This is a genomic window from Pseudomonas sp. GM24 (assembly GCF_000282235.1).
In the GTDB taxonomy this organism is placed as follows: Bacteria; Pseudomonadota; Gammaproteobacteria; order Pseudomonadales; family Pseudomonadaceae; genus Aquipseudomonas.
The window spans coordinates 1-20,535 of sequence record NZ_AKJR01000131.1 but is presented as its reverse complement, the minus strand read 5'-3'; the positions used below and the strand labels follow the sequence as shown (position 1 = coordinate 20,535).

Annotated in this window: 16 protein-coding genes; 4 read left to right on the top strand and 12 right to left on the bottom strand. The window is 59.8% G+C overall.

Annotated features, from left to right (window positions below):
* Positions 1–264: 264 nt before the first annotated feature.
* A complete protein-coding gene (locus PMI23_RS15945; protein WP_007918718.1) occupies positions 265–1,461 on the bottom strand; it encodes an AAA family ATPase in 1,197 nt (398 codons plus the stop codon).
* A 200-nt stretch (positions 1,462–1,661) separates the two neighbouring features.
* Between PMI23_RS15945 and PMI23_RS15940 the strand changes: the two genes are divergently transcribed.
* The 4 genes from PMI23_RS15940 to PMI23_RS15925 all read left to right on the top strand — a co-directional run bounded on the left by PMI23_RS15940 (position 1,662) and on the right by PMI23_RS15925 (position 9,231).
* Entirely contained in the window at positions 1,662–2,765 is a 1,104-nt protein-coding gene (locus PMI23_RS15940; RefSeq protein ID WP_007918719.1) for an efflux RND transporter periplasmic adaptor subunit, read from the top strand.
* Complete coding sequence (locus PMI23_RS15935) at positions 2,762–3,826, top strand: efflux RND transporter periplasmic adaptor subunit (RefSeq protein ID WP_007918720.1); 1,065 nt, start codon at positions 2,762–2,764, stop codon at positions 3,824–3,826. Before PMI23_RS15940 ends, PMI23_RS15935 begins: the two co-directional genes overlap by 4 nt.
* A complete protein-coding gene (locus PMI23_RS15930; protein WP_007918721.1) occupies positions 3,823–6,888 on the top strand; it encodes an efflux RND transporter permease subunit in 3,066 nt (1,021 codons plus the stop codon). Before PMI23_RS15935 ends, PMI23_RS15930 begins: the two co-directional genes overlap by 4 nt.
* Before the next feature lie 90 nt (positions 6,889–6,978).
* A complete protein-coding gene (locus PMI23_RS15925; RefSeq protein WP_007918722.1) occupies positions 6,979–9,231 on the top strand; it encodes a glycoside hydrolase in 2,253 nt (750 codons plus the stop codon).
* 1 nt (position 9,232) lies between these two features.
* Here PMI23_RS15925 and PMI23_RS15920 read toward each other — a convergent pair whose 3' ends face one another.
* The 11 genes from PMI23_RS15920 to tcyJ form a co-directional block, all read right to left on the bottom strand.
* Positions 9,233–9,859 (bottom strand): class I SAM-dependent methyltransferase, encoded by a 627-nt coding sequence (locus PMI23_RS15920; RefSeq protein ID WP_007918723.1) that lies wholly within the window; start codon positions 9,857–9,859, stop codon positions 9,233–9,235.
* Between the two features lie 170 nt (positions 9,860–10,029).
* Complete coding sequence (locus PMI23_RS15915; RefSeq protein WP_007918726.1) at positions 10,030–10,674, bottom strand: methionine ABC transporter permease; 645 nt, start codon at positions 10,672–10,674, stop codon at positions 10,030–10,032.
* Positions 10,664–11,785 (bottom strand): methionine ABC transporter ATP-binding protein, encoded by a 1,122-nt coding sequence (locus PMI23_RS15910; protein WP_007918728.1) that lies wholly within the window; start codon positions 11,783–11,785, stop codon positions 10,664–10,666. Before PMI23_RS15910 ends, PMI23_RS15915 begins: the two co-directional genes overlap by 11 nt.
* Positions 11,786–11,787: 2 nt before the next feature.
* Complete coding sequence (locus PMI23_RS15905) at positions 11,788–12,597, bottom strand: MetQ/NlpA family ABC transporter substrate-binding protein (protein WP_007918730.1); 810 nt, start codon at positions 12,595–12,597, stop codon at positions 11,788–11,790.
* A 126-nt stretch (positions 12,598–12,723) separates the two neighbouring features.
* Positions 12,724–14,082 (bottom strand): LLM class flavin-dependent oxidoreductase, encoded by a 1,359-nt coding sequence (locus PMI23_RS15900; RefSeq protein ID WP_007918731.1) that lies wholly within the window; start codon positions 14,080–14,082, stop codon positions 12,724–12,726.
* Positions 14,082–15,275 carry an SfnB family sulfur acquisition oxidoreductase gene (locus PMI23_RS15895; protein ID WP_007918733.1) on the bottom strand — a complete coding sequence of 398 codons (1,194 nt, stop codon included), beginning with the start codon at positions 15,273–15,275 and terminating at the stop codon, positions 14,082–14,084. Before PMI23_RS15895 ends, PMI23_RS15900 begins: the two co-directional genes overlap by 1 nt.
* 25 nt (positions 15,276–15,300) lie before the next feature.
* Positions 15,301–16,542: an SfnB family sulfur acquisition oxidoreductase gene (locus PMI23_RS15890; protein ID WP_007918734.1), complete on the bottom strand. Its 1,242-nt coding sequence runs from the start codon at positions 16,540–16,542 to the stop codon at positions 15,301–15,303.
* 268 nt (positions 16,543–16,810) lie between these two features.
* Complete coding sequence (locus tag PMI23_RS15885) at positions 16,811–17,575, bottom strand: hypothetical protein (RefSeq protein WP_007918737.1); 765 nt, start codon at positions 17,573–17,575, stop codon at positions 16,811–16,813.
* Positions 17,576–18,040: 465 nt separating this feature from the next.
* Complete coding sequence (gene tcyN / locus PMI23_RS15880; RefSeq protein ID WP_007918739.1) at positions 18,041–18,790, bottom strand: L-cystine ABC transporter ATP-binding protein TcyN; 750 nt, start codon at positions 18,788–18,790, stop codon at positions 18,041–18,043.
* A 2-nt stretch (positions 18,791–18,792) separates the two neighbouring features.
* Positions 18,793–19,458 carry a cystine ABC transporter permease gene (gene tcyL, locus PMI23_RS15875; protein WP_007918741.1) on the bottom strand — a complete coding sequence of 222 codons (666 nt, stop codon included), beginning with the start codon at positions 19,456–19,458 and terminating at the stop codon, positions 18,793–18,795.
* Positions 19,458–20,258 carry a cystine ABC transporter substrate-binding protein gene (gene tcyJ, locus PMI23_RS15870; RefSeq protein ID WP_007918743.1) on the bottom strand — a complete coding sequence of 267 codons (801 nt, stop codon included), beginning with the start codon at positions 20,256–20,258 and terminating at the stop codon, positions 19,458–19,460. The genes tcyL and tcyJ overlap by 1 nt, the downstream gene beginning before the upstream one ends.
* Between the last annotated feature and the right edge of the window lie 277 nt (positions 20,259–20,535).

Below are 20,535 nucleotides of genomic sequence, written 5' to 3'. Positions count from 1 at the left end.
GGGAGCCGACCGAGGTGTCCTGCATTAGACATCGACCTGAAAGCCGAGTCGATTATGGATTCACAACAGCATTTTCAGGTCGGCGTAATTCCCGAACATCCGCGGTCAGGCCCTCTCCCTGTAGAGAGGGAGCCGATCTCTGGGCTTTTCAAAAACCTGCGTTCAACTCGAGACTTACATGTCGGCGTAACTAGAAAGAACAACTCGGTCAGTCCCCTCTCCCTCTGGGAGAGGGTTAGGGTGAGGGGCTTTTGCCTGAATCACTCAATCCGGCCAATGCCACGCCGGCTCATCCAGCACCCGCTGCCCGACAATCCCGGTCTGCCCCAGGGTTTTCTCCAGCACGATGCAATTGCACTCAGGGTCTTCCTGCAACGCCGAAATCAACCGCCGCGCATGGGACACCACCCACACCTGACACTGCTCCGACGCGCGAATGATCAGCCGCGCCAGCGCTGGCAACAGATCCGGGTGCAAACTGGTTTCCGGTTCGTTCAATACCATCAGCGTCGGCGGTCTCGGCGTCAGTAGTGCGGCGACCAGCAGCAGATAGCGCAGCGTTCCGTCCGACAATTCCGCCGCCGACAATGGCCGCAACAAACCTTCCTGATAAAACTCGATGGCAAACCGTCCACCGGCCTGCGCTTCGATATGCAGCCGTGCGCCAGGAAACGCATCGGTAATCGCCGCACGCATGGCGTCGCCATCACCAATCTCGATGATGGTCTGCAACGCCGCCGCCAGATCCCGGCCGTCGTGATGCAGCACCGGCGTGCGTGTGCCCAATTGCGGCTGGCGCACCGGTGCATCGGCATCGCTGCGAAAGTGATCGTAAAAGCGCCAGCGACGAATGAACTCGCGCATCTGGAACACTTCCGGTGAGCTGCGCAGGCTGCCGACCTGATCGAACAGGCTGTCAAAGTTCGGCGTGTGTTGCGCCAGTACATCCCATTGGCGCTCGGCGCGTGCGCGGATCATCGGGCCGTCACGATCCACCAACAGGCTAGCCGGACGGTAAAGGGCGCCGGCCCAGATGCATTCGCGCTTGATCTGCGGGTCGAGGCTGAAGCGCGAGGGGATCGGCCGCGAATGTTCGGGCAACATGAAGTGCCCGTTAGAGTCGGGCAGGCCGAGGCTGATCGAATAACTGAAGTCTTCTCCGGCAAACCCCAGGCGCAGCCGCTTCACAGCCTGACGCACCGTCGACTGAATGGGCACTTCGCCGTTGCGCATACGCCGGCTGATGGTTTCCGGCCCGGCCCAGAAAGTCGACTCCAGTCCACCCTCACGGGCCAGCGCATTGACCACCCCGCCCTGAGCGGTTTCCGCCAGCAAGCGCAAGGCCCGGTAGAGGTTGGACTTGCCGCTGCCGTTGGGGCCGGTGATCAGGTTCAGGCGGCCGAGCGGGATCACCAGTTTGTTGATCGAACGGTAATTGGCCACCGCGAGAGTATTGAGCATGGAATTCCTTCTCTTCAGGCGCCTATTGTAGGAGCTGCCGGAGGCTGCGATCTTTTGATGTTGTTTTTAAAAGATCAAAAGATCGCAGCCTCCGGCAGCTCCTAGAGGAAATATGGGGGACGAACGGGCGAACGTTGAACCCTGTTCTAAGCTCACAGTCGTATCGTCACTTGCACGTTCGTACACAGGAAGGAGTCTGCATGGCGAGTCCCGGTTTGAAAACAGCGGTCATGCTGAGTCTGTTCACCTTGGTGACCGCATGCGGCGAGAAAAAAGCCCCTGAGGAATACCTGCCACGGGTCTTTGTACAAGAGGTCAAACCCACGGATTACGCGGCTTCGGTGACATTGACCGGTGACGTGCAGGCGCGCGTGCAGACTGAATTGTCGTTCCGCGTCGGCGGCAAGATCATCCAGCGCATGGTCGACGTCGGCGACCGGGTCACCGCCAAACAGGTGCTGGCCAAACTCGATCCCAAGGATTTGCAGACCAACGTCGACTCCGCCCAGGCTCAGGTAGTCGCCGAACAAGCCCGGGTGAAACAGAGTGCCGCGGCGTTCGTACGCCAGCAAAAACTCCTGCCCAAGGGCTACACCAGCCAGAGCGAATACGATTCCGCCCAAGCGGCGCTGCGCAGCAGCCAGAGCGCCTTGAGTGCGGCGCAGGCGCAATTGGCTAATGCGAAGGACCAGTTGAGCTACACCGCACTGATCGCTGATGCACCGGGGGTGATCACCGAGCGTCAGGCCGAAGTCGGCCAGGTCGTGCAGGCCACTGCGCCGATTTTTTCGCTGGCCCGCGACGGCGACCGTGACGCGGTGTTCAACGTCTACGAATCGCTGCTGGCCGAGCGTCCTGCGGATCCCTCGATCGTCGTCAGCCTGCTCGATAACCCTGCCATCAAAACCACCGGTACGGTGCGTGAAATCACCCCGGCGGTGTCGGCGCAGTCCGGCACGGTGCAAGTCAAAGTCAGCCTCGACAGCTTGCCACAAGGGATGCAGCTGGGCTCGGTGGTCAGCGCCACGGCCAAGGGCAGCGGCAAGTCGGCAGTCGAATTGCCATGGTCGGCGCTGACCAAAAACATCAGTGATCCGGCGGTGTGGATGGTCGACGATAAAGGTGAAGCGCAGTTGCACAACGTGACCGTCGGCCGCTACCTGATCGGCAAGGTCATCATCAGCGAAGGCCTCAAGGGCGGGGAAAAAGTCATCGTCGCCGGTGGGCAGTTGTTGCATCCCGGCATGAAAGTCGAAATCGCTGAAAACACCTACAAGGATCTGCAACCGGGAGCACAGCCATGAAGCGTCTGGGGCTGTTATCCGTGGGGGTGTTGCTGGCGGCCTGCTCGAAAAGCGAGCCACCTCCGGAGCCGGTACGTCCGGTGTTATCGGTCAAGGTTCAAGCGCTGAGCGAGGAAAGCCTCGGGCGTTTCGCCGGCAGCATCCAGGCGCGTTATGAAAGCAACACCGGTTTCCGCGTCGGTGGCCGCATCGCCAGCCGCAACGTCGATGTCGGAACCGAAGTGCAAAAGGGCACGCTGCTCGCCACCCTTGATCCGTCTGATCAGCAAAACCAATTGCGTTCGGCCCAGGGCGACCTGGCCAAGGTTCAGGCGCAACTGATCAATGCCCAGGCCAATGCCCGCCGTCAGCAGGCGCTGTTCGATCGTGGCGTCGGGGCGCAGGCACAACTGGACATTGCCACCACGGACTTGAAAACCACCCAGGCCTCGCTGGACCAGGCACGGGCGGCGGTCAATCAAAGCAAAGACCAGCTCGGCTACACCGAACTGCGTTCCGACCATAAAGCCGTGGTCACCGCGTGGAACGCTGAAGCCGGGCAAGTGGTGACGGCGGGCCAGCAGGTCGTAACCCTGGCGCAACCGGACATCAAGGAAGCGGTGATCGATCTGCCGGACACCCTGGTCGATCAGATTCCCTCCGACGTGGTGTTTCTGGTGGCCGGGCAACTCGACCCGAGCATCAACACCACGGCAACCCTTCGCGAGATCGAACCGCAGGCGCAAAGCGCCACGCGTACTCGTCGCGCACGCCTGACGCTGGCTGAGACACCGGACGGTTTCCGCCTCGGCACGGCGATCAGCGTGACCCTCAGTTCGGCGATCAAACCGCGCATCGAATTGCCGGCTACCGCTTTGCAGGAGGTCGACGGCAAACCACGGATCTGGGTCATCGACACCCAGAGCAAAACCGTCAGCCCTCGCGACGTCAGCGTGATCAGCCGCACCGACAGCAGCGTAGTACTCGCGGGCGGCGTGAAGAATGGCGAGCGCGTGGTCAGCGCGGGCGTCAACAGCCTCAAACCCGGACAATCGGTAAAACTTGGCGAGGACAGTCAATGAAAGGCTCTTTCAACCTCTCCGAATGGGCCCTCAAGCATCAGTCATTCGTCTGGTACCTGATGTTCGTCGCATTGCTGATGGGCGTGTTCTCGTACTTCAATCTGGGCCGCGAAGAAGACCCGTCGTTCACCATCAAGACCATGGTGATCCAGACCAAATGGCCGGGCGCGACCCAGGAGGAAACCCTTGCGCAGGTCACCGATCGCATCGAGAAAAAACTCGAAGAACTCGACTCCCTCGACTACGTGAAAAGTTACACGCGCCCCGGCGAATCGACGGTGTACGTGTACCTGCGCGACACCACCAGCGCCAAGGACATCCCGGAAATCTGGTACCAGGTGCGCAAGAAGATCGACGACATTCGCGGGCAGTTCCCCAAAGGTATTCAAGGGCCCGGGTTCAACGACGAGTTCGGTGATGTGTTCGGCTCGGTCTACGCCTTCACCGCCGATGGCCTGACCATGCGCCAGTTACGCGATTACGTGGAACAGGCGCGGGCCGAGATCCGCAATGTACCGGGGCTGGGCAAGATCGAAATGATCGGCCAGCAGGACGAAGTGATTTATCTGAACTTCTCTACCCGCAAACTCGCGGCGTTGGGTATCGATCAGCGTCAGGTCGTGCAGAGCCTGCAATCGCAGAACGCCGTGACCCCGGCCGGTGTGATCGAGGCCGGCCCTGAGCGGATTTCCGTGCGCACTTCGGGGCAGTTCGCCTCGGAAAAGGATCTGGCCGAGGTCAATCTCAAACTCAACGACCGTTTCTATCGCCTGGCTGACATCGCCGACATCACTCGCGGTTACACCGATCCGGCTACCCCGGAATTCCGCTTCGACGGCAAACCGGCCATCGGTCTGGCGATTGCCATGCAGAAGGGCGGCAACGTTCAGGAGTTTGGCAAGGCGTTGCACCAGCGCATCGATGAACTGACTGCAGACTTGCCGGTTGGCGTGGGTGTGCACACCGTGTCCGATCAGGCGGTGGTGGTGGAAGAAGCGGTCGGTGGCTTTACCAGTGCCCTGTTCGAGGCGGTGATCATCGTGCTGGTGGTCAGCTTCATCAGCCTCGGCGTGCGCGCCGGCCTGGTGGTGGCGTGCTCGATTCCGCTGGTGCTGGCGATGGTGTTTGTGTTCATGGAATACAGTGGCATCACCATGCAGCGGATTTCTCTCGGCGCACTGATCATCGCTCTCGGCCTGCTCGTCGACGACGCGATGATCACCGTGGAGATGATGGTCACGCGCCTGGAAATGGGCGAGACCAAGGAGCAAGCCGCGACGTTCGCCTACACCTCGACGGCGTTCCCGATGCTCACCGGTACACTGGTGACCGTCGCCGGTTTCGTGCCCATCGGCCTCAACGCCAGTTCCGCCGGTGAGTACACCTACACGCTGTTTGCGGTGATTGCCGTGGCCATGATTGTGTCGTGGATTGTCGCGGTGTTCTTCGCTCCGGTGATCGGCGTGCACATTCTCAGCGCCAACGTGAAACCCCATGAAGCCGAGCCTGGCCGCGTCGGGCGTGCGTTCAATGGCGGCCTGTTGTGGGCGATGCGCAATCGCTGGTGGGCGATCGGGATCACCGTACTGCTGTTTGTTCTGTCGATTTTTTGCATGCGCTTTGTGCAGAACCAGTTTTTCCCGGCGTCGGACCGCCCGGAAATTCTCGTCGACCTCAACCTGCCGCAAAACGCCTCGATCGACGAAACCCGCAAGGCTGTCGACAAGCTCGAAGCGACGCTCAAGGGGGATCCGGACATCGTGCGCTGGAGTACTTACATCGGTCAGGGCGCGATCCGTTTCTATCTGCCGCTCGACCAGCAATTGCAAAACCCGTACTACGCGCAACTGGTGATCGTCAGCAAAGACTTCGAGGCCCGTGAGGCACTCAGTCAGCGTCTGCGCGAGCGCTTGCACAAAGACTTCGTCGGCATCGGCAGTTACGTCCAGGCGCTGGAAATGGGCCCGCCGGTGGGGCGTCCGATCCAGTACCGGGTCAGCGGCAAGGACATCGATCAAGTGCGCAAACACGCCATCGACCTCGCCACCGAGCTGGACAAGAACCCGCACATCGGCGAGATCATTTACGACTGGAACGAGCCGGGCAAAGTCCTGCGCATCGACATCGCGCAGGACAAGGCGCGGCAGCTCGGGTTGTCCTCCGAAGACGTGGCGAACCTGATGAACAGCATCGTCAGCGGCGCGCCTTTGACCCAGGTCAACGACGACATCTATCTGATCAATGTGGTCGGCCGGGCGGTGAATTCGGAGCGTGGTACGCCGGAAACCCTGCAGAATCTGCAGATCGTTACGCCCAACGGCACATCGATTCCGTTACTGGCGTTCGCCACTGTGCGCTATGAGCTGGAACAGCCGCTGGTGTGGCGTCGCGACCGTTTGCCGACCATCACCATCAAGGCTTCGGTGCGCGACGAGATCCAGCCGACCGATCTGGTGAAAATCCTCAAGCCGTCGATTGATGCCTTCGCTGACAAACTGCCAGTGGGCTACAAGGTCGCCACTGGCGGTACGGTCGAGGAAAGCGGCAAGGCGCAGGGGCCGATCGCCAAGGTCTTGCCGTTGATGCTGTTTTTGATGGCGACCTTTCTGATGATCCAGTTGCACAGCGTGCAGAAGATGTTCCTGGTGGCGAGTGTCGCGCCGCTGGGGCTGATCGGCGTGGTGCTGGCGCTGGTGCCGACCGGTACGCCGATGGGCTTTGTGGCGATTCTGGGGATTCTCGCGCTGATCGGCATCATCATCCGTAACTCGGTGATTCTGGTGACGCAGATCGATGAGTTCGAGAAGAAGGGCTATGCACCGTGGGATGCGGTGGTGGAGGCGACTGAGCATCGGCGTCGGCCGATCCTGTTGACCGCGGCAGCGGCGAGCATGGGCATGATCCCGATTGCCCGGGAAGTGTTCTGGGGACCGATGGCGTACGCGATGATCGGCGGGATTGTGGTGGCGACGTTGCTGACGCTGCTGTTCCTGCCGGCGCTGTATGTGGCCTGGTACAAGATTCGCGAGCCGAAGAAGGACGCTTCGTCATCGACCCGCTGAGTGCGTTTGTTACACCTTTGGGAAAGGTCTGACTTACAACTGTGATGCCTTGCGTTACCGTCCTTCCTCCATTTGGAGGAGGGACGCCTGATGTCGACTGTCACTTGCTGGCTGCGCCAACTGCTGTTATTGGCCGGCCTGTGCCTGTCGCCCTCATCGCTGGCCGACATCCTTTTGGTGAACCCGCTGTGGCGCGTACAACTCGACCCCGCAACCCTCGCCGTGCGAGTCACCCCGGCCAATGGCGCGACTGTACAGGCATCGACGGGTGTCGCCGCGCACAGGGTCAGCAACCTGGTGCAACGCGACAATCGCGTCGACTGGCAATGGAACGATGGCGCCTGGTCACTCAGCGTTGATCTCGATCAACGCGACCTGACGTTCTCGATCACCGCACGCGCCCCGGCTGAACTTGAGTTCTTGCGCCAGCCCGGCAATGCCATGGGCAAGGGCCTGATCTGGCCCTTGGCCGAGGGGCATTATGTGCCGCGCGGCGATCCGGTGTGGCAGGCGTTTCTGGTGCGTCAAGGGGTGCTCAATGCCACTCAGGACATGAGTCTGCCGATCTGGGGTGTCGAGCATGAGGGATTCAGCCTCAGCTGGTTGCTGACCAATCCCTTTAACAAACAACTGCAGTTCAACGCTGAAGGCGATTCGCTGGCTTTGTCGGTGCGCCACCAATTCACCTCACTCAAGCCGTCGACACCGCTGACGTTCAGCCTGTTTTTGGGTGACGCCGACCCGCTGGCCGGCGCCAAACGCTACCGGCAATGGCTGATCGACACCGGCCGTTACGAAAGCCTGAGCAGCAAGCTTGAGAAAACACCGGCGTCGCGAAAGCTGTTGGGCGCCACTCATGTCTACCTGTGGGGTAACGATCTGCTGGGGCAAAAGGATGTGCGTAACTGGCCGGCGTTGCTTGGCAAGTTGCGCGGCCCGAGCCGCCTTGCCGGCGCATTGCGCGAAGGCATGGATCGCGAAGGCTTGCAGTTGCTGGCCACCGAAACGGTGCTCGATCGTTATCAGCAAGACGTGCTGCTGCGCAGCCTCAATCACGCGCTGAACACTCAGGCGCGCAAAACCTGGCAAGCCCGCGCGGTGCCGGACATGCAGGCACTGGCCAACGGTTATGTTGCCTTGCGCGGGCAACTGGCCCGCGAGTTCGCGGGTGCCGTGACAGCCAATTCCGAGCAATGGGGCAGCACTTTGTCGCTGGATACGATTGAGCGATTGCAGAACGCTGGGCTGCCGCGCCTGTGGTTGGGGCTTGGCGAGGGCTGGGAGGGCGGCCTCTGGCATCCCGAGGCGGTTCGCGCGGGCGTGCAGGCGGGGTATCTGCTTGCACCGTATGACTCTTACGAGACCGCGCTGAGGCGGGATGAGAATCCAGACTGGACCACCGCACATCTGGGTGACACGGCTTACCGTGAGTGCGCCATCTTGCTGGAAGATCGCACGATGAAAAGCGGCTTTCAGCAGTCGGGTCATTACACCGACCCGCGTTGCGTGCGCCCTTTGTTGGAGCAACGGGTCAAAGCGGTCAGCGTCGCCGCTGGTTTCAACAGCTGGTTTCTCGACGCCTACGCCACAGGCATGGTGTTCGACAGCTACCGTGCGGACGCCCCAATGACACAGGCACAGAACGCCGAAGGCAATGTCGCGGCGTCGCGCTGGATCAATGAAGTGCTGCAATTGCCCAGCGGCTCAGAAGACGGCAATGCAACGACGGCCCAAGGCGTACTGTTCGCTCATGGCATGCAGACACCGGTGATCGGTTGGGGCGATGCCGACATGAGTAAAAACCCGGATTCCGAATATTTTGTCGGCAAGTGGTTTCCGCCGGAGCAACCGGCCCTGTTCTTCAAATCCGTGCCAATAAAGGAACCGTTGCGGCGCATACACTTTGACCCGGCCAGCCGTTTGCCGCTTTATCAAGCGGTGTTCCACGGTTCGCTCATCACCACCCATCACTGGTTGTTCGACAGCCTTAAACCAGGCAACGCAAGGGTGGAAAACGAACTGACGCAATTGCTGTACAACGTGCCGCCGCTGTACCACCTGAGTGCGGCAACGCTGGCGCAGCGACTGCCGCTGATGGCTCGTCAGGATGCATTTTTCCGCCCGCTGCATGAGCGCCTGGCGACGCAGGCGTTGACCGGTTTCCAATGGCTGAGCGGGGATCGGCAGGTGCAGCAGACTTCATTTGAAGACGGCACTCGGCTGCTGGCCAACTTCGATCCAGCCCCGCGTGAAGTGGACGGCCGGACCCTGCCCGGCGAGAGCGTCACGCTGCTGCTGCCGGAAGGTACCGTCAGCCACTACCGGGTGCAGGCAACTCCCTGACTCAGACTTTGCGCCAGACGCTGGCCAACCACGGCTGCTGTTCGCGCGGCAGGCCTGCGGGACGGAAGTAGTGTTCAAGTTCGACGAATCCGGCGCGGGCAAGCAGCCCGCGCCATGCCTCCAGATCGTGATACGAGCCATAGCGCGGCCCGTTCCAGCCCTCGCGGTTATCCCCGCGCGGGTTAGAGCTGAACAGCACACCGCCCGGTTTCAAGGTATCGCGCAGCTGTTGCAAAACCCGTGGCAATTCCTGCAATGGCACATGAAACAGCACCGCATTGGCGAAGATTCCGTCGAAGCGTTCAGCCGGCAGATCGAGTTTCAGAAAGTCCTGTTGCAGCACCTCGCAACCACTGTCCTCACGGGCCATTCGCGCAAACTCTTGGGAACCGTCGAGACCCACGGCGATGTGCCCCATACGCGTAAACGCCTGCAAATCCCGCCCCGGCCCGCAGCCGAAATCCAGAACCGTGAACGGCGCCACACCTTGAATATGCCGCAGCAGCGCATCGATGTTCTGGCTGACATCGTGGTCGCGGGTGCCTTCACGGAAGTCTTCGGCCACCGAGTTGTAGTGGCCGAGGGTGGTGGTGGTGATCTGTTCGAGATCGTTGGGGGTCTGCTTCATGGTGGGGATACGCGGGCAATTGGGATTTGCCGAATATACGCCATCGAGTTCGGGGCTGCTGCGCAGCCATTCGCGAGCAGGCTCGCTCCCACAGGGGAACGCATTCCAAATGTGGGAGCGAGCCTGCTCGCGAAAGCGGTTTCAGAGGCGCGGCATGATTCCGGATGAGCTCAGCGCTTGTTCAACCCCCGCGCCAACCGGTCCCCACCCAACTGGATCACCGCCACCAACGCCACCAGCAACACAATCACCGTCAGCATGATCTGGCTGTCAAAGCGCTGATAGCCGTAGCGATAGGCGATATCCCCCAACCCACCCGCGCCAATCGCCCCGGCCATGGCCGACGAGTTGATCATCGTCACCAGCGTAATGGTGAAACCGCCGACAATCCCTGGCAGCGCCTCCGGCAACAGCACATGCCAGACGATATGCCAACGCCGGCAGCCCATCGCCTGCGCAGCCTCGATCAAACCATGATCAACCTCGCGCAAACTCACTTCAGCAATCCGTGCAAAGAACGGCGTGGCGGCAATCGTCAGCGGCACGACGGCAGCCCAGACACCGTAGGTGGTACCGACAATCAACCGGGTAAATGGAATCAGCGCGACCATCAGAATCAGAAACGGGATCGAGCGGAACAGATTCACGAACGTGCCCAAGGCACGGTTCAATACCGGCGCTTCGTAGATCCCGCCCTTGTCGCTGGTGACCAGAATCACCGCCATGGGAATCCCCACCAGCAGCGCGATCAGCGAAGATACGCCGACCATCAGAAACGTATCGATAAAGCCCTGCAGCAAGCGATCAAACCACATAACCCACTACCTCCACTCGCTGCACCCACGGTGCGGCGCGCTCGCGCAATTGTTCGGCGCTGAACGCTGAGTCGCTGACAGCCAACAACAGTTGCCCCAGCGCGTGACCCTGAATCCGTTCGACGCCGCCCTGAAGCAGTTTCACCCGCCCGCCGAGCGCGGCGAACAGTGCGCCCAGATCCGGTTCATCACTGGCGCTGCCGGTGAATTGCAAACGCAGCACCACAGCGGCGTCGGAGGAGGGCGGCTGCGTCTGCAAACGGCTTTGCAATTCTTCCGGCAACGCGTGTTGCAGCGGCGCCAGCAAGGTTTGGCTGACTTCGTGCTGCGGATTACCGAACACTTCCCAGACCGGGCCTTGCTCGACAACCCGCCCGTGCTCAAGCACGACAACGCGGTCGCAGATTTCGCGGATCACTGCCATCTCGTGAGTGATCAGAACGATGGTCAGGCCCAGGCGTTTATTGATTTCGCGAAGCAGGCCGAGGATCGACTGGGTGGTCTCTGGATCGAGCGCCGAAGTGGCTTCGTCGCAGAGCAGAATATCCGGGTCATGCACCAGCGCGCGGGCGATGCCGACACGCTGTTTCTGCCCACCGGAAAGTTGCGCCGGATAGGCTTTGTGCTTTTCCTGCAGGCCGACCAGTTCGAGCAGTTCGCGGACCTTTTTCTCGCGTTGTTCTTTCGGCACACCCGCGACTTTCAGCGGCAATTCAACGTTCTGCCAAACGGTCTTGGCTGACATCAGATTGAAGTGCTGAAAGATCATGCCGATGCGCCGGCGCAGAGCAACCAGACGGTCTTCATCGAACCCGCCAATATCGACCTGATCGATCAACACCCGTCCTGAGGTCGGTTGTTCCAGACGATTGATCGTGCGGATCAGCGACGACTTGCCGGCGCCGCTGCGGCCGATAATGCCGAACACTTCGCCGCGCTGAATTGCCAGATCGATGCCCTGCAAAGCCGCGACCGGGCCTTGCCGGCCGTTGTAGGTTTTACCCAGGCCGATGAAGCGTACGTGGGCGCGATTCAACTCGGGGTGCAGTTCGGTTTTTTCAGCATTGTGGGGCTCTGGAAACTCCAGTCGCCGTTGGATCGCGGCCGTCATGCTCAGCTTTCCCAACCGGCTTGATACAGCTTGCCGTGAGCCTTATCCAGTGCGGCGCGTACAACCGGCGAGTGCTGGTAAATGTCGACGAATTTGATCAGGCGCGGATCGGTTTTGCTCTTCGGCTGGATGACGAACTGGATCACGTACTCCTTGTGGTCGAGGCCGTCGAACAGCAGTGCCGAACCTGCATCGAAGGTCTTCGCCAAACGGATGTAGGCGGGGTAACCCTGAACCAGATCGGCGTCGTCGTAGGCGCGTACCAATTGCACGGCTTCAACCTGGAGGATTTTGATTTTCTTCGGGTTGGCGACGATGTCGTCTTCGGTGGCCTTGTAGCCGACGCCCGGTTTCAGCGTGATCAAACCGGCCTTGGCCAGCAGTTGCAGACCACGGCCGCTATTGATCGGATCGTTGGCGATGGCGACGCTGGCGCCTTCGGGCAACTCGTCGAAGCTTTTGTATTTTTTCGAGTAGAGGCCGACGTTGTTGATGATCCCCGGCGCGAACGGCACCAGATCAAAACCCGACGCGGCTTTGGCGTTTTCAAGGAACGGGATGTGCTGGAAGTAGTTCACGTCGATGTCGCCGGCGGCGAGGCTGACGTTCGGCGCGATCCAGTCGGTGAATTCCACTAACTCAACTTTGAGGCCTTGTTTGGAGGCTTCTTCGACGGCGGCTTCCAGCGGAATGGCGAAGGCGGCGGTGGTGCCGATTTTCAGCGGTGCGTCGGCGGCGAAGACTGCCGAGCTGAACAGGCCGAGGGCCAGGGCCAGTGCTTTGACTGGGTGGGACAGGCGTTTTTTGGTCATGATGGTTTTTCCAGTCAGTGCATTAATTTTGTGGTGTCGGGTCGGGCTTCATCGCTGGCAAGCCAGCTCCCACAGGTTTTGTGAACGCCACAAACCCTTGTGGGAGCTGGCTTGCCAGCGATGCTTTTAGCGGCGGAACGCTGCGCCGGTGTGTTGCACGGGCAACTGCGCCGCACCGTGAAACAGCTTCTCGCGCAAGCTGCCGTTGTCGTACGCGGTCTTGTACGACCCGCGCCGTTGTAACTCCGGAATCACCAATTCAATGAAATCCACATAGCTCTCCGGCGTAACAATCCGGGTCAGGTTGAAGCCATCGAGGCCGGTCTCGGCGATCCACGATTCCAGCTCATCCGCCACTTGCTCCGGCGAGCCGACGACGGTGATGTAGCGACCACCGAGGGCGTGCTGGTCGAGCAATTTGCGCCGGGTCCAGTCGTTGTTCTGCAGGTTTTTGGTGGCGGACTGAATGGCGTTGCTCTTCACGTACTGGATCGGTTCGTCGATCTCGTACTGCGAAAAATCGATGCCGGTCGACGCGGAAAAATGCGCCACGCCAGCTTCGGCGCTGGCGTAACTCAGGTACTCGGCGTGCTTGGCCCACGCGGCTTCTTCCGTTGCGCCGACAATCACGTTGAGGCCCATGAACACCTTGATGTCCTCGGGATTGCGGCCCGCTTCAACGGCGCTGGCGCGGACCTTGTCGACCTGAACTTTGGTCGACGGTTTGTTCTGACCGCTGATGAACACGCACTCGGCATGGCGTCCGGCGAAGAGCAAACCGCGTTCGGAACTGCCTGCTTGAAACAGCACTGGCGTACGCTGTGGCGAAGGCTCGCAGAGGTGATAACCCTCGACCTGATAGAACTCGCCTTTGTGCTCGACCTTGTGCACTTTTTCCGGGTTGACGTAGATCCGCTGCTCGCGGTCGTTGAGCACTGCGCCGTTTTCCCAGCTGCCTTCCCAGAGTTTGTAGAGCACCTCCAGATACTCGTCGGCCTGTTCGTAGCGACGGTCGTGTTCCACCTGTTCGCTGAGGCCCATGGCTTTGGCGGCGCTGTCGAGATAACCGGTGACGATGTTCCAGCCAACACGACCGCGGCTCAAATGATCGAGCGTCGACATGCGTCGGGCGAACAGATACGGCGGCTCATAAGTGAGATTCGCGGTCAGACCGAAACCAAGATTTCTGGTCACGGCAGCCATCGCTGAAACCAGTAACAACGGATCGTTGACCGGCAACTGGATCGACTCTTTCAGCGTCACGTCGACCGAGTTCTGATAGACGTCGTACACACCGACGATGTCGGCGATGAACAGTCCGTCGAACAGCCCGCGCTCCAGCAATTGCGCCAGTTCCGTCCAGTATTCGAGGGTGTTGTAGCGCGTCGAGGTGTCGCGCGGATGCGTCCACAGGCCATGGTTGATGTGGCCAATGCAGTTCATGTTGAACGCATTCAGCAGGATCTTCTTTTTCGCCGCGCTCATCAGATCGTCCCTCGCAACGGAGGGTTTTCGTCATTGAGGTAGTAGTTGCCCACCGCGTGATATTTCCAGCGCACCGGGTCGTGCAGGGTGTGCACGCGGGCGTTGCGCCAATGGCGGTCGAGGCCATGTTCGATCAGGGTCGCCTGGCTGCCGGCCAGTTCGAACAGCGTGCTGCCGGCGGCCAAAGAGATTTCAGTGCTGATCGCCCGTGCTTCGGCGACGGCAATCGAAGCGGCGGCGACGGTTTTCGCGTTGGTCTCGGCTTGCGCGGCGTCGAGGAATTCGCCGGCACGTTCGAGCAAGGCTTCGGTGGCGTGCAAGCGAATGCTCAAATGGCCGAAGCTCTTCAGTGTCAGTGGATCTTCGGTGGCTTTGTCGTTGCCGGAATCGATCCAAGGCCGGGTTTTGCTGCGCACAAAATGCAGCGCGTCTTCATAAGCGGCGCGCGCGATGCCGGTGTCGATGGCGGCGTGAAGGATCTGCGCTAACGGGCCGACAGTGGTCGGGCGTTCGAAGGCACTTTGAAACGGCAGCACGTCTTCGGCGGCAACGAATACATCTTCGAACACCACAGAACCGCTGCCAGTGGTGCGCTGGCCAAAGCCGCTCCAGTCGTCGATCACCGTCAGGCCTTTGCTGTCACGCGGGACGAAGGCCAGTTGCTGCACGCCGTTTTCATCCACCACAGAAGTAGGAATGCGCTGTGCGTAAATCGCGCCTGTCGCATAGAACTTGCGACCGTTGATGCGATAGCCGTCACCGGCGCGCTTGAGGCTGGTGACGCGGTCGTGGGCGGTTTTGGTGCCCAGTTCTGCCAAGGCATTGCCGAAGCGTTGGCCGGCGAGAACCTCGGCGTACAGCCGTTGTTTTTGTGCGTGGCTGCCGTTTACGCGCAGCACTTCCAGTGCGTAGAAATGGTTCTGCGGAATCTGCCCGAGCGAGCCGTCGGCCTGGGCGATCAGGGCAATGACTTTGGCCAAAGTTACGTTGGACACGCCAGCGCCGCCGTATTCCCTGGGCACGCTGATGCCCCATAGACCGGAGCGGGAAAATACATCGAGTTCCGGCAGTGGCAAGCGACGTTCACGGTCGCGCAGGGCGCTGTCGCGTTTGAAATCTTCGGCCAGATCGCTGGCGACGATCAGGGCTTGCTCATCGCTGGTGATGACCGCGACGTGATGGGATAGCGTCATGTTTTTCTCCAGATGTCTGGTCGTCTCAGATCCAGGAATGGCGAGCCGGTAAAGTGCCGTTGAGGCGATAGGCGCCGACCGCGTGATATTTCCAGCGCACCGGGTCATGCAGCGTGTGCACGCGGGCGTTGCGCCAGTGACGGTCGAGGTTGAATTCGGCGAGGGTCGCGCGGCTGCCGGCCAGTTCGAACAGCTTTTCGCTGGCGAGCAAGGAAATCTCGGTGGTCAGCACTTTTGCTTCGGCCACGGCGATCGAAGCGCGGGCGGCAGACTCGGCAGTGAGCGGCGCGGCGTGCACTTGATCAAGCACTTTGCCGGCCTTGCGCAGCAGCGCTTCGGCGGCGTGCAGTTCGATTTTCAGTTTGCCGATGTCAGCGATCACATAGAGGTCATCGCTGGCGCGATCAACCTTGGCGTCGATCCACGGCCGTGCACGGGTTTTGACGAACTCGATAGCGTCATCAATGGCGCCACGGGCGATGCCGGCGTCGATGGCCGCTTGAATCAACTGCGACACCGCGCCTTGGGTGTTAGGGGTTTCGTTGATCTTCCAGTTGTCGACCACCAGGCTCGATTCGACACGCACGTTGTTCAGCAGAATCGTGCCGCTGGCGGTGGTGCGCTGACCGAAACCCGACCAGTCATCAACGATGCGCAAACCCGGCGTGCCGCGACGGACAAAGGCCAGCACTTGCTTGCCGTCATCGTTGAGCGCCTTGACCGCCACCCAATGCGCAAACAGCGCACCGGTGGAATAAAACTTCTGGCCGTTGATCACGTAATCATCACCGTCTGCGGTGATTCGCGCTTTCAGCTCCAGGGTGTTTTTGGTGCCGCGTTCCGGGCCGGCATTGCCGATGCGCCAGCCTTCCAGAACGCTCTGGAACAGCTGTTTCTTCTGCTCCTCGGTCGCGCTGCCGAGTACCAGATTGATAATGCCGAACTGGTTCTGCGGAATCTGCCCCAACGCCGGGTCGGCGGCGGAGATGATCGCGAACACTTCGGCCAAAGTGACAAAGGAAACCTGCGGGCCACCGTATTCGCGCGGGATGGCGATGCTGCCTAATCCGCTGCGGGTGAACTGTTCGATTTCCGACCACGGCAACTTGCGCTGGCGGTCGCGTTTGGCGGCCTGCACGCGGGCGACTTGCGCCAGTTCATGGGCAGCCTTGATGGCTTGGGCGTCGTTGCGCAAGACCTGCGCGGGCAACAACAGTGGGGCGATGTCCAGATCCGACTGGACGTTTGCATCTGCCAGACTGGACATCAGTGCCGCTCCTTGGCTGCACGCAATGCCCTGGCGATCTGCACTGGGGTGATTGTGTTCCGGACCATACTACCTACCTCACATCTCATGAAAAACGCCGCAAAAGTGCGGCGAACGAAAGAATGTCCGGTGGTCCGGTTCATATACCCTAAGCGTGTATAAAAATTAAATAAACTAACTTTTAGGAATATGTATAGAAGGGGTGATGGTCAGGTTGGTTAAGAATTTTCGGGTAAAGGGGCCGGGGCCCCTTATCCGCTGAAGAGGATCAATCTTTACGCGATTCGGCAGCCATGAGTTTTGGCCTGAGGGGCACTTTCAGATAAGGGTTTGCACAACCGATCTTCAACGTTCTTGGCGGCGCCCAGCGCGAGTTGTTGCCGACCCGATCGAGAATGCAGTACGTCACGTCCAGCCGCAGATCTTCGCCCGCTTCGACAATCACCGAGGGAGGCACCCAGACTTGAATGGGCAGCCCGATATCCGCGGCGGTGATCGGTGCCAGGTCCATGCGTACATCGCCCCAGCGTAAGGTAATGGCGTCATCTTCGGCCATGTTCAGGTAGGGCTCGATGGTCAGCGGTACGCCGCGTTTGATCTGGTTTGGATTCACCCCCTGACGGCGAATGGTGTCGGGGATGGTCACGGGGGCCAGTTGCTGGTTTTCGTCTCCGCTCAGCGCTGAAGGTTGCCCGCCGGGGCAGTCCAGTTTGACCTGCACGCGTGTCGCCGCCGATAACGCCGGCCCCTGACCGACCTGCATCACCCGGTAGTGAATGCGCGTCGTGCCGTTGGCGATGAAGCTTTCCGGCACCCGAAGGCTGATTGCCGTGCCGACGTCATCCGCTGTCAGCACCCTGGAGGCGACATAGCATTTGTTCCAGAACAGCTCGATCAGGTCTCCGCTATCCATGTCGGGATAGGGTGACACCTCGACCACCAGATGGGCGGCGGCGGCCAGATTGATGCCGGTTTTTTGCGCGGGCGCCACGGTCGGCGCTGCCAGTTCGGGGGTATGCGAAGTTCGGGTCATCGATTTCTCTCCTTGAAGCCTTGCAGCGAAGTCCGTTTCTGGAAGAACAAAAGGCGTGAATAAACTGGCAATAAAGCTTTGAACTTTTATTCAAGTTGAATACGGGTTGGTTAAACTAAGTGGTGCCGGTTGGCGACTAGATAAGAGTCTGCGGGATGGGGTGTCAATAGATGATGTTAGTTAATTCGTGAATTACGAATTAATCAGAATCTTCCTACGCTGTTGAGGCCTGATGCCTAAGCGCCAAGACGAAATGAGCCACGGAACTAACGGTTTTTTTGCGTTTTTTGCTTGGATTTATTCGAGCGCTGTCATGCCGGGTGGAGCGGGTAGCAGGCGGGCATTATCTGTTGCAGAACATATATATGTAGCGCATCGAATATGTTTTGTCTGAAGGGATAAAGCTGGTGTTTGTTGAAGGTAACTTCCATCCGTGGAAGTTTCCGATGCAGCGATAAAAAGTACTCAGGCGTGATTCAGAAACTTGCTGAGAAACTGTTTAGTGCGTTCTTCTTTCGGGTTGGCGAACAATGCTTTGGCTTCGCCTTGTTCAACGATCACGCCTTTGTCGAAAAACACCACACGGTTGGCCACATCGCGAGCAAAACCCATTTCGTGGGTGACGATCACCATGGTGCGTTTCTCTTCCGCAAGGCCGCGGATGGTCGCCAGCACTTCGCCGACCAGTTCCGGGTCGAGCGCTGAAGTCGGTTCGTCGAACAGGATCACTTCCGGCTCCATCGCCAGCGCCCGGGCAATCGCCACGCGCTGTTGCTGACCGCCGGAGAGACGACGAGGATAAGCATCTTCCTTGCCGGCGAGACCCACCTTGGCCATGAGCTTTTTGCCCAGGACAATGGCGGCATCGCGTGGCATCTTCTTGACCACGATCGGGCCTTCGATGACGTTTTCCAAAGCGGTGCGATGGGGGAACAGGTTGAAGTTCTGGAACACGAAGCCCACGTGCTGGCGCAGGTTGCGCACCAGGCTTTGCTGCTGGTTCAGCGGGCGGCTGGTATCGATCTCGATATCGCCGACCTTGATCCGGCCGCTGGTGGGTTGTTCAAGAAAATTCAGGCAACGCAGAAACGTCGTTTTCCCCGAACCGCTGGGGCCGATGATCGCGACGACTTCGCCTTCCTTGACCTCAAGGTCGATGCCGTTGAGCACGACCTGACCCTTGAATTGCTTGGTCAGTTTTTCCACGACAATCATCGTCAGGACTCCTGGTCGTGCCGATTGACCCGCTCTTCCAACTTGTTCTGAAAGTGCGAAAGCACTGTTGCCAGAATCCAGTAGATCAGCGCGGCGGCAAGATACATGGTGAAGACTTCAAAAGTCCGGGCGGTAATCAATTGCGCCTGACGGAACAGCTCCGGCACCTGAATGGTGGCGGCCAGTGCCGTGTCCTTGACCAGCGAAATGAAGCTGTTGCCCAGCGGCGGCAACGCCGTGCGCATCGCCTGCGGGAGGATGGCCCGGCGCAGGGTTTGCGCGCGGGTCATGCCGATGCTCGCGGCGGCTTCCCACTGGCCACGTTCGATCGAGCCGATCGCGGCGCGCAGAATTTCACAGGCGTAAGCGGCCATGTTCAGCGAGAAGCCGATCAGCGCCGCTGGCAGCGGATCCAGTTCGAGACCCAATTGCGGCAAGCCGTAATAGATCACGAACAGCTGCACCAGCAACGGCGTGCCGCGAAAGAACGACACGTAGATGCGCGCCAGCCAACTGACCGATTTGAAGCGCGACAGGCGCATCAATGCCAGGCCGAAGCCCAGCAGCAAGCCGAAGAACATCCCGCCGAGGCTGAGGACTACCGTGTAATACGCGCCCTTGAGCAGAAAGGGCGCGGAGTCCAGTGCGAGTTGGAAAGCTTCTTCCATTATTTAGTGACGTCAGCGTTGAAGTACTTCGTGGACAGCTTCGCAAGGGTGCCGTCGGCACGCAGTTCGTCGAGGGCCTTGTTCACGGCGGCCAGTAGTTCAGGCTCGCCTTTACGCAGGGCAACACCGGCTTCCTGGCGGGAGAAGGCTTCGCCGGCAGCGACGGTTTTCGGCGCTTTCTTGGCGTACTCAAGTGCGGCCAGACGGTCGATCAGGATGGCGTCGGTGCGGCCATTGTTCAGGTCGGCGAACTTGGTCGGATCATCGTCGTAGGTGCGTACGTCAGCGCCCGGCACGTTGGCGCGGACCCACTGTTCGTAGTTGGTGCCCAGGCCTACACCGACTTTTTTACCGGACAGGTCATTGGCAGTCTTGATGTTCAGTGCAGCTTCTTTGCTCTTCAGCACCAGCGCCTGAATCCCGGAAACGGTGTACGGCTCGGAGAAGTCATACTTCTTTTTGCGCTCGTCGGAGATGGTCACCTGGTTGACCACGACGTCCAGACGCTTGGATTCCAGCGCCGCGAGGATGCCGTCCCACTTGGTCGGCTGAATCTTGGCTTTGACGCCGAGTTTTTGCGCCAGCGCTTCGGACAACTCGACTTCGAAACCGGACAGCTTGCCGTCGGCATCGACGAAACTGAACGGAGGGTAAGTGCCTTCCAGGCCGACGTTGATAACGCCTTTGTCCTTGATCTGTTGCAGCTGCTCACCGGCCACTGCCTGGCCGATCAGACCGGCGCTCAGCGCCAGGCCTAGCGAACCCACCAGCAGATTGCGACGTAGTGCGGAAAAATTCATGACAAGCCCCTGTGTTTTCTTATGGAAGACGCTTAAGGAAAGTTGGCGAATTTGTGATTCGTGCGCCTGCGTTATCGTGCCCTAAAGCAGCTTATGCGTCTTGCGCGAAATTCGCCTGCGGCGAGACTATAAGATGTCTGCTTTAGACTTGAAAATACTTAATATTTAATCTGTTAGATCTAATTTGAATATTAAGATCTTTCCCACGCTCTGCGTGGTAATGCCTCTAGGGACGCTCCGCGTTCCAGCGCTCAAAGGGACGCGGAGCGTCCCGGGC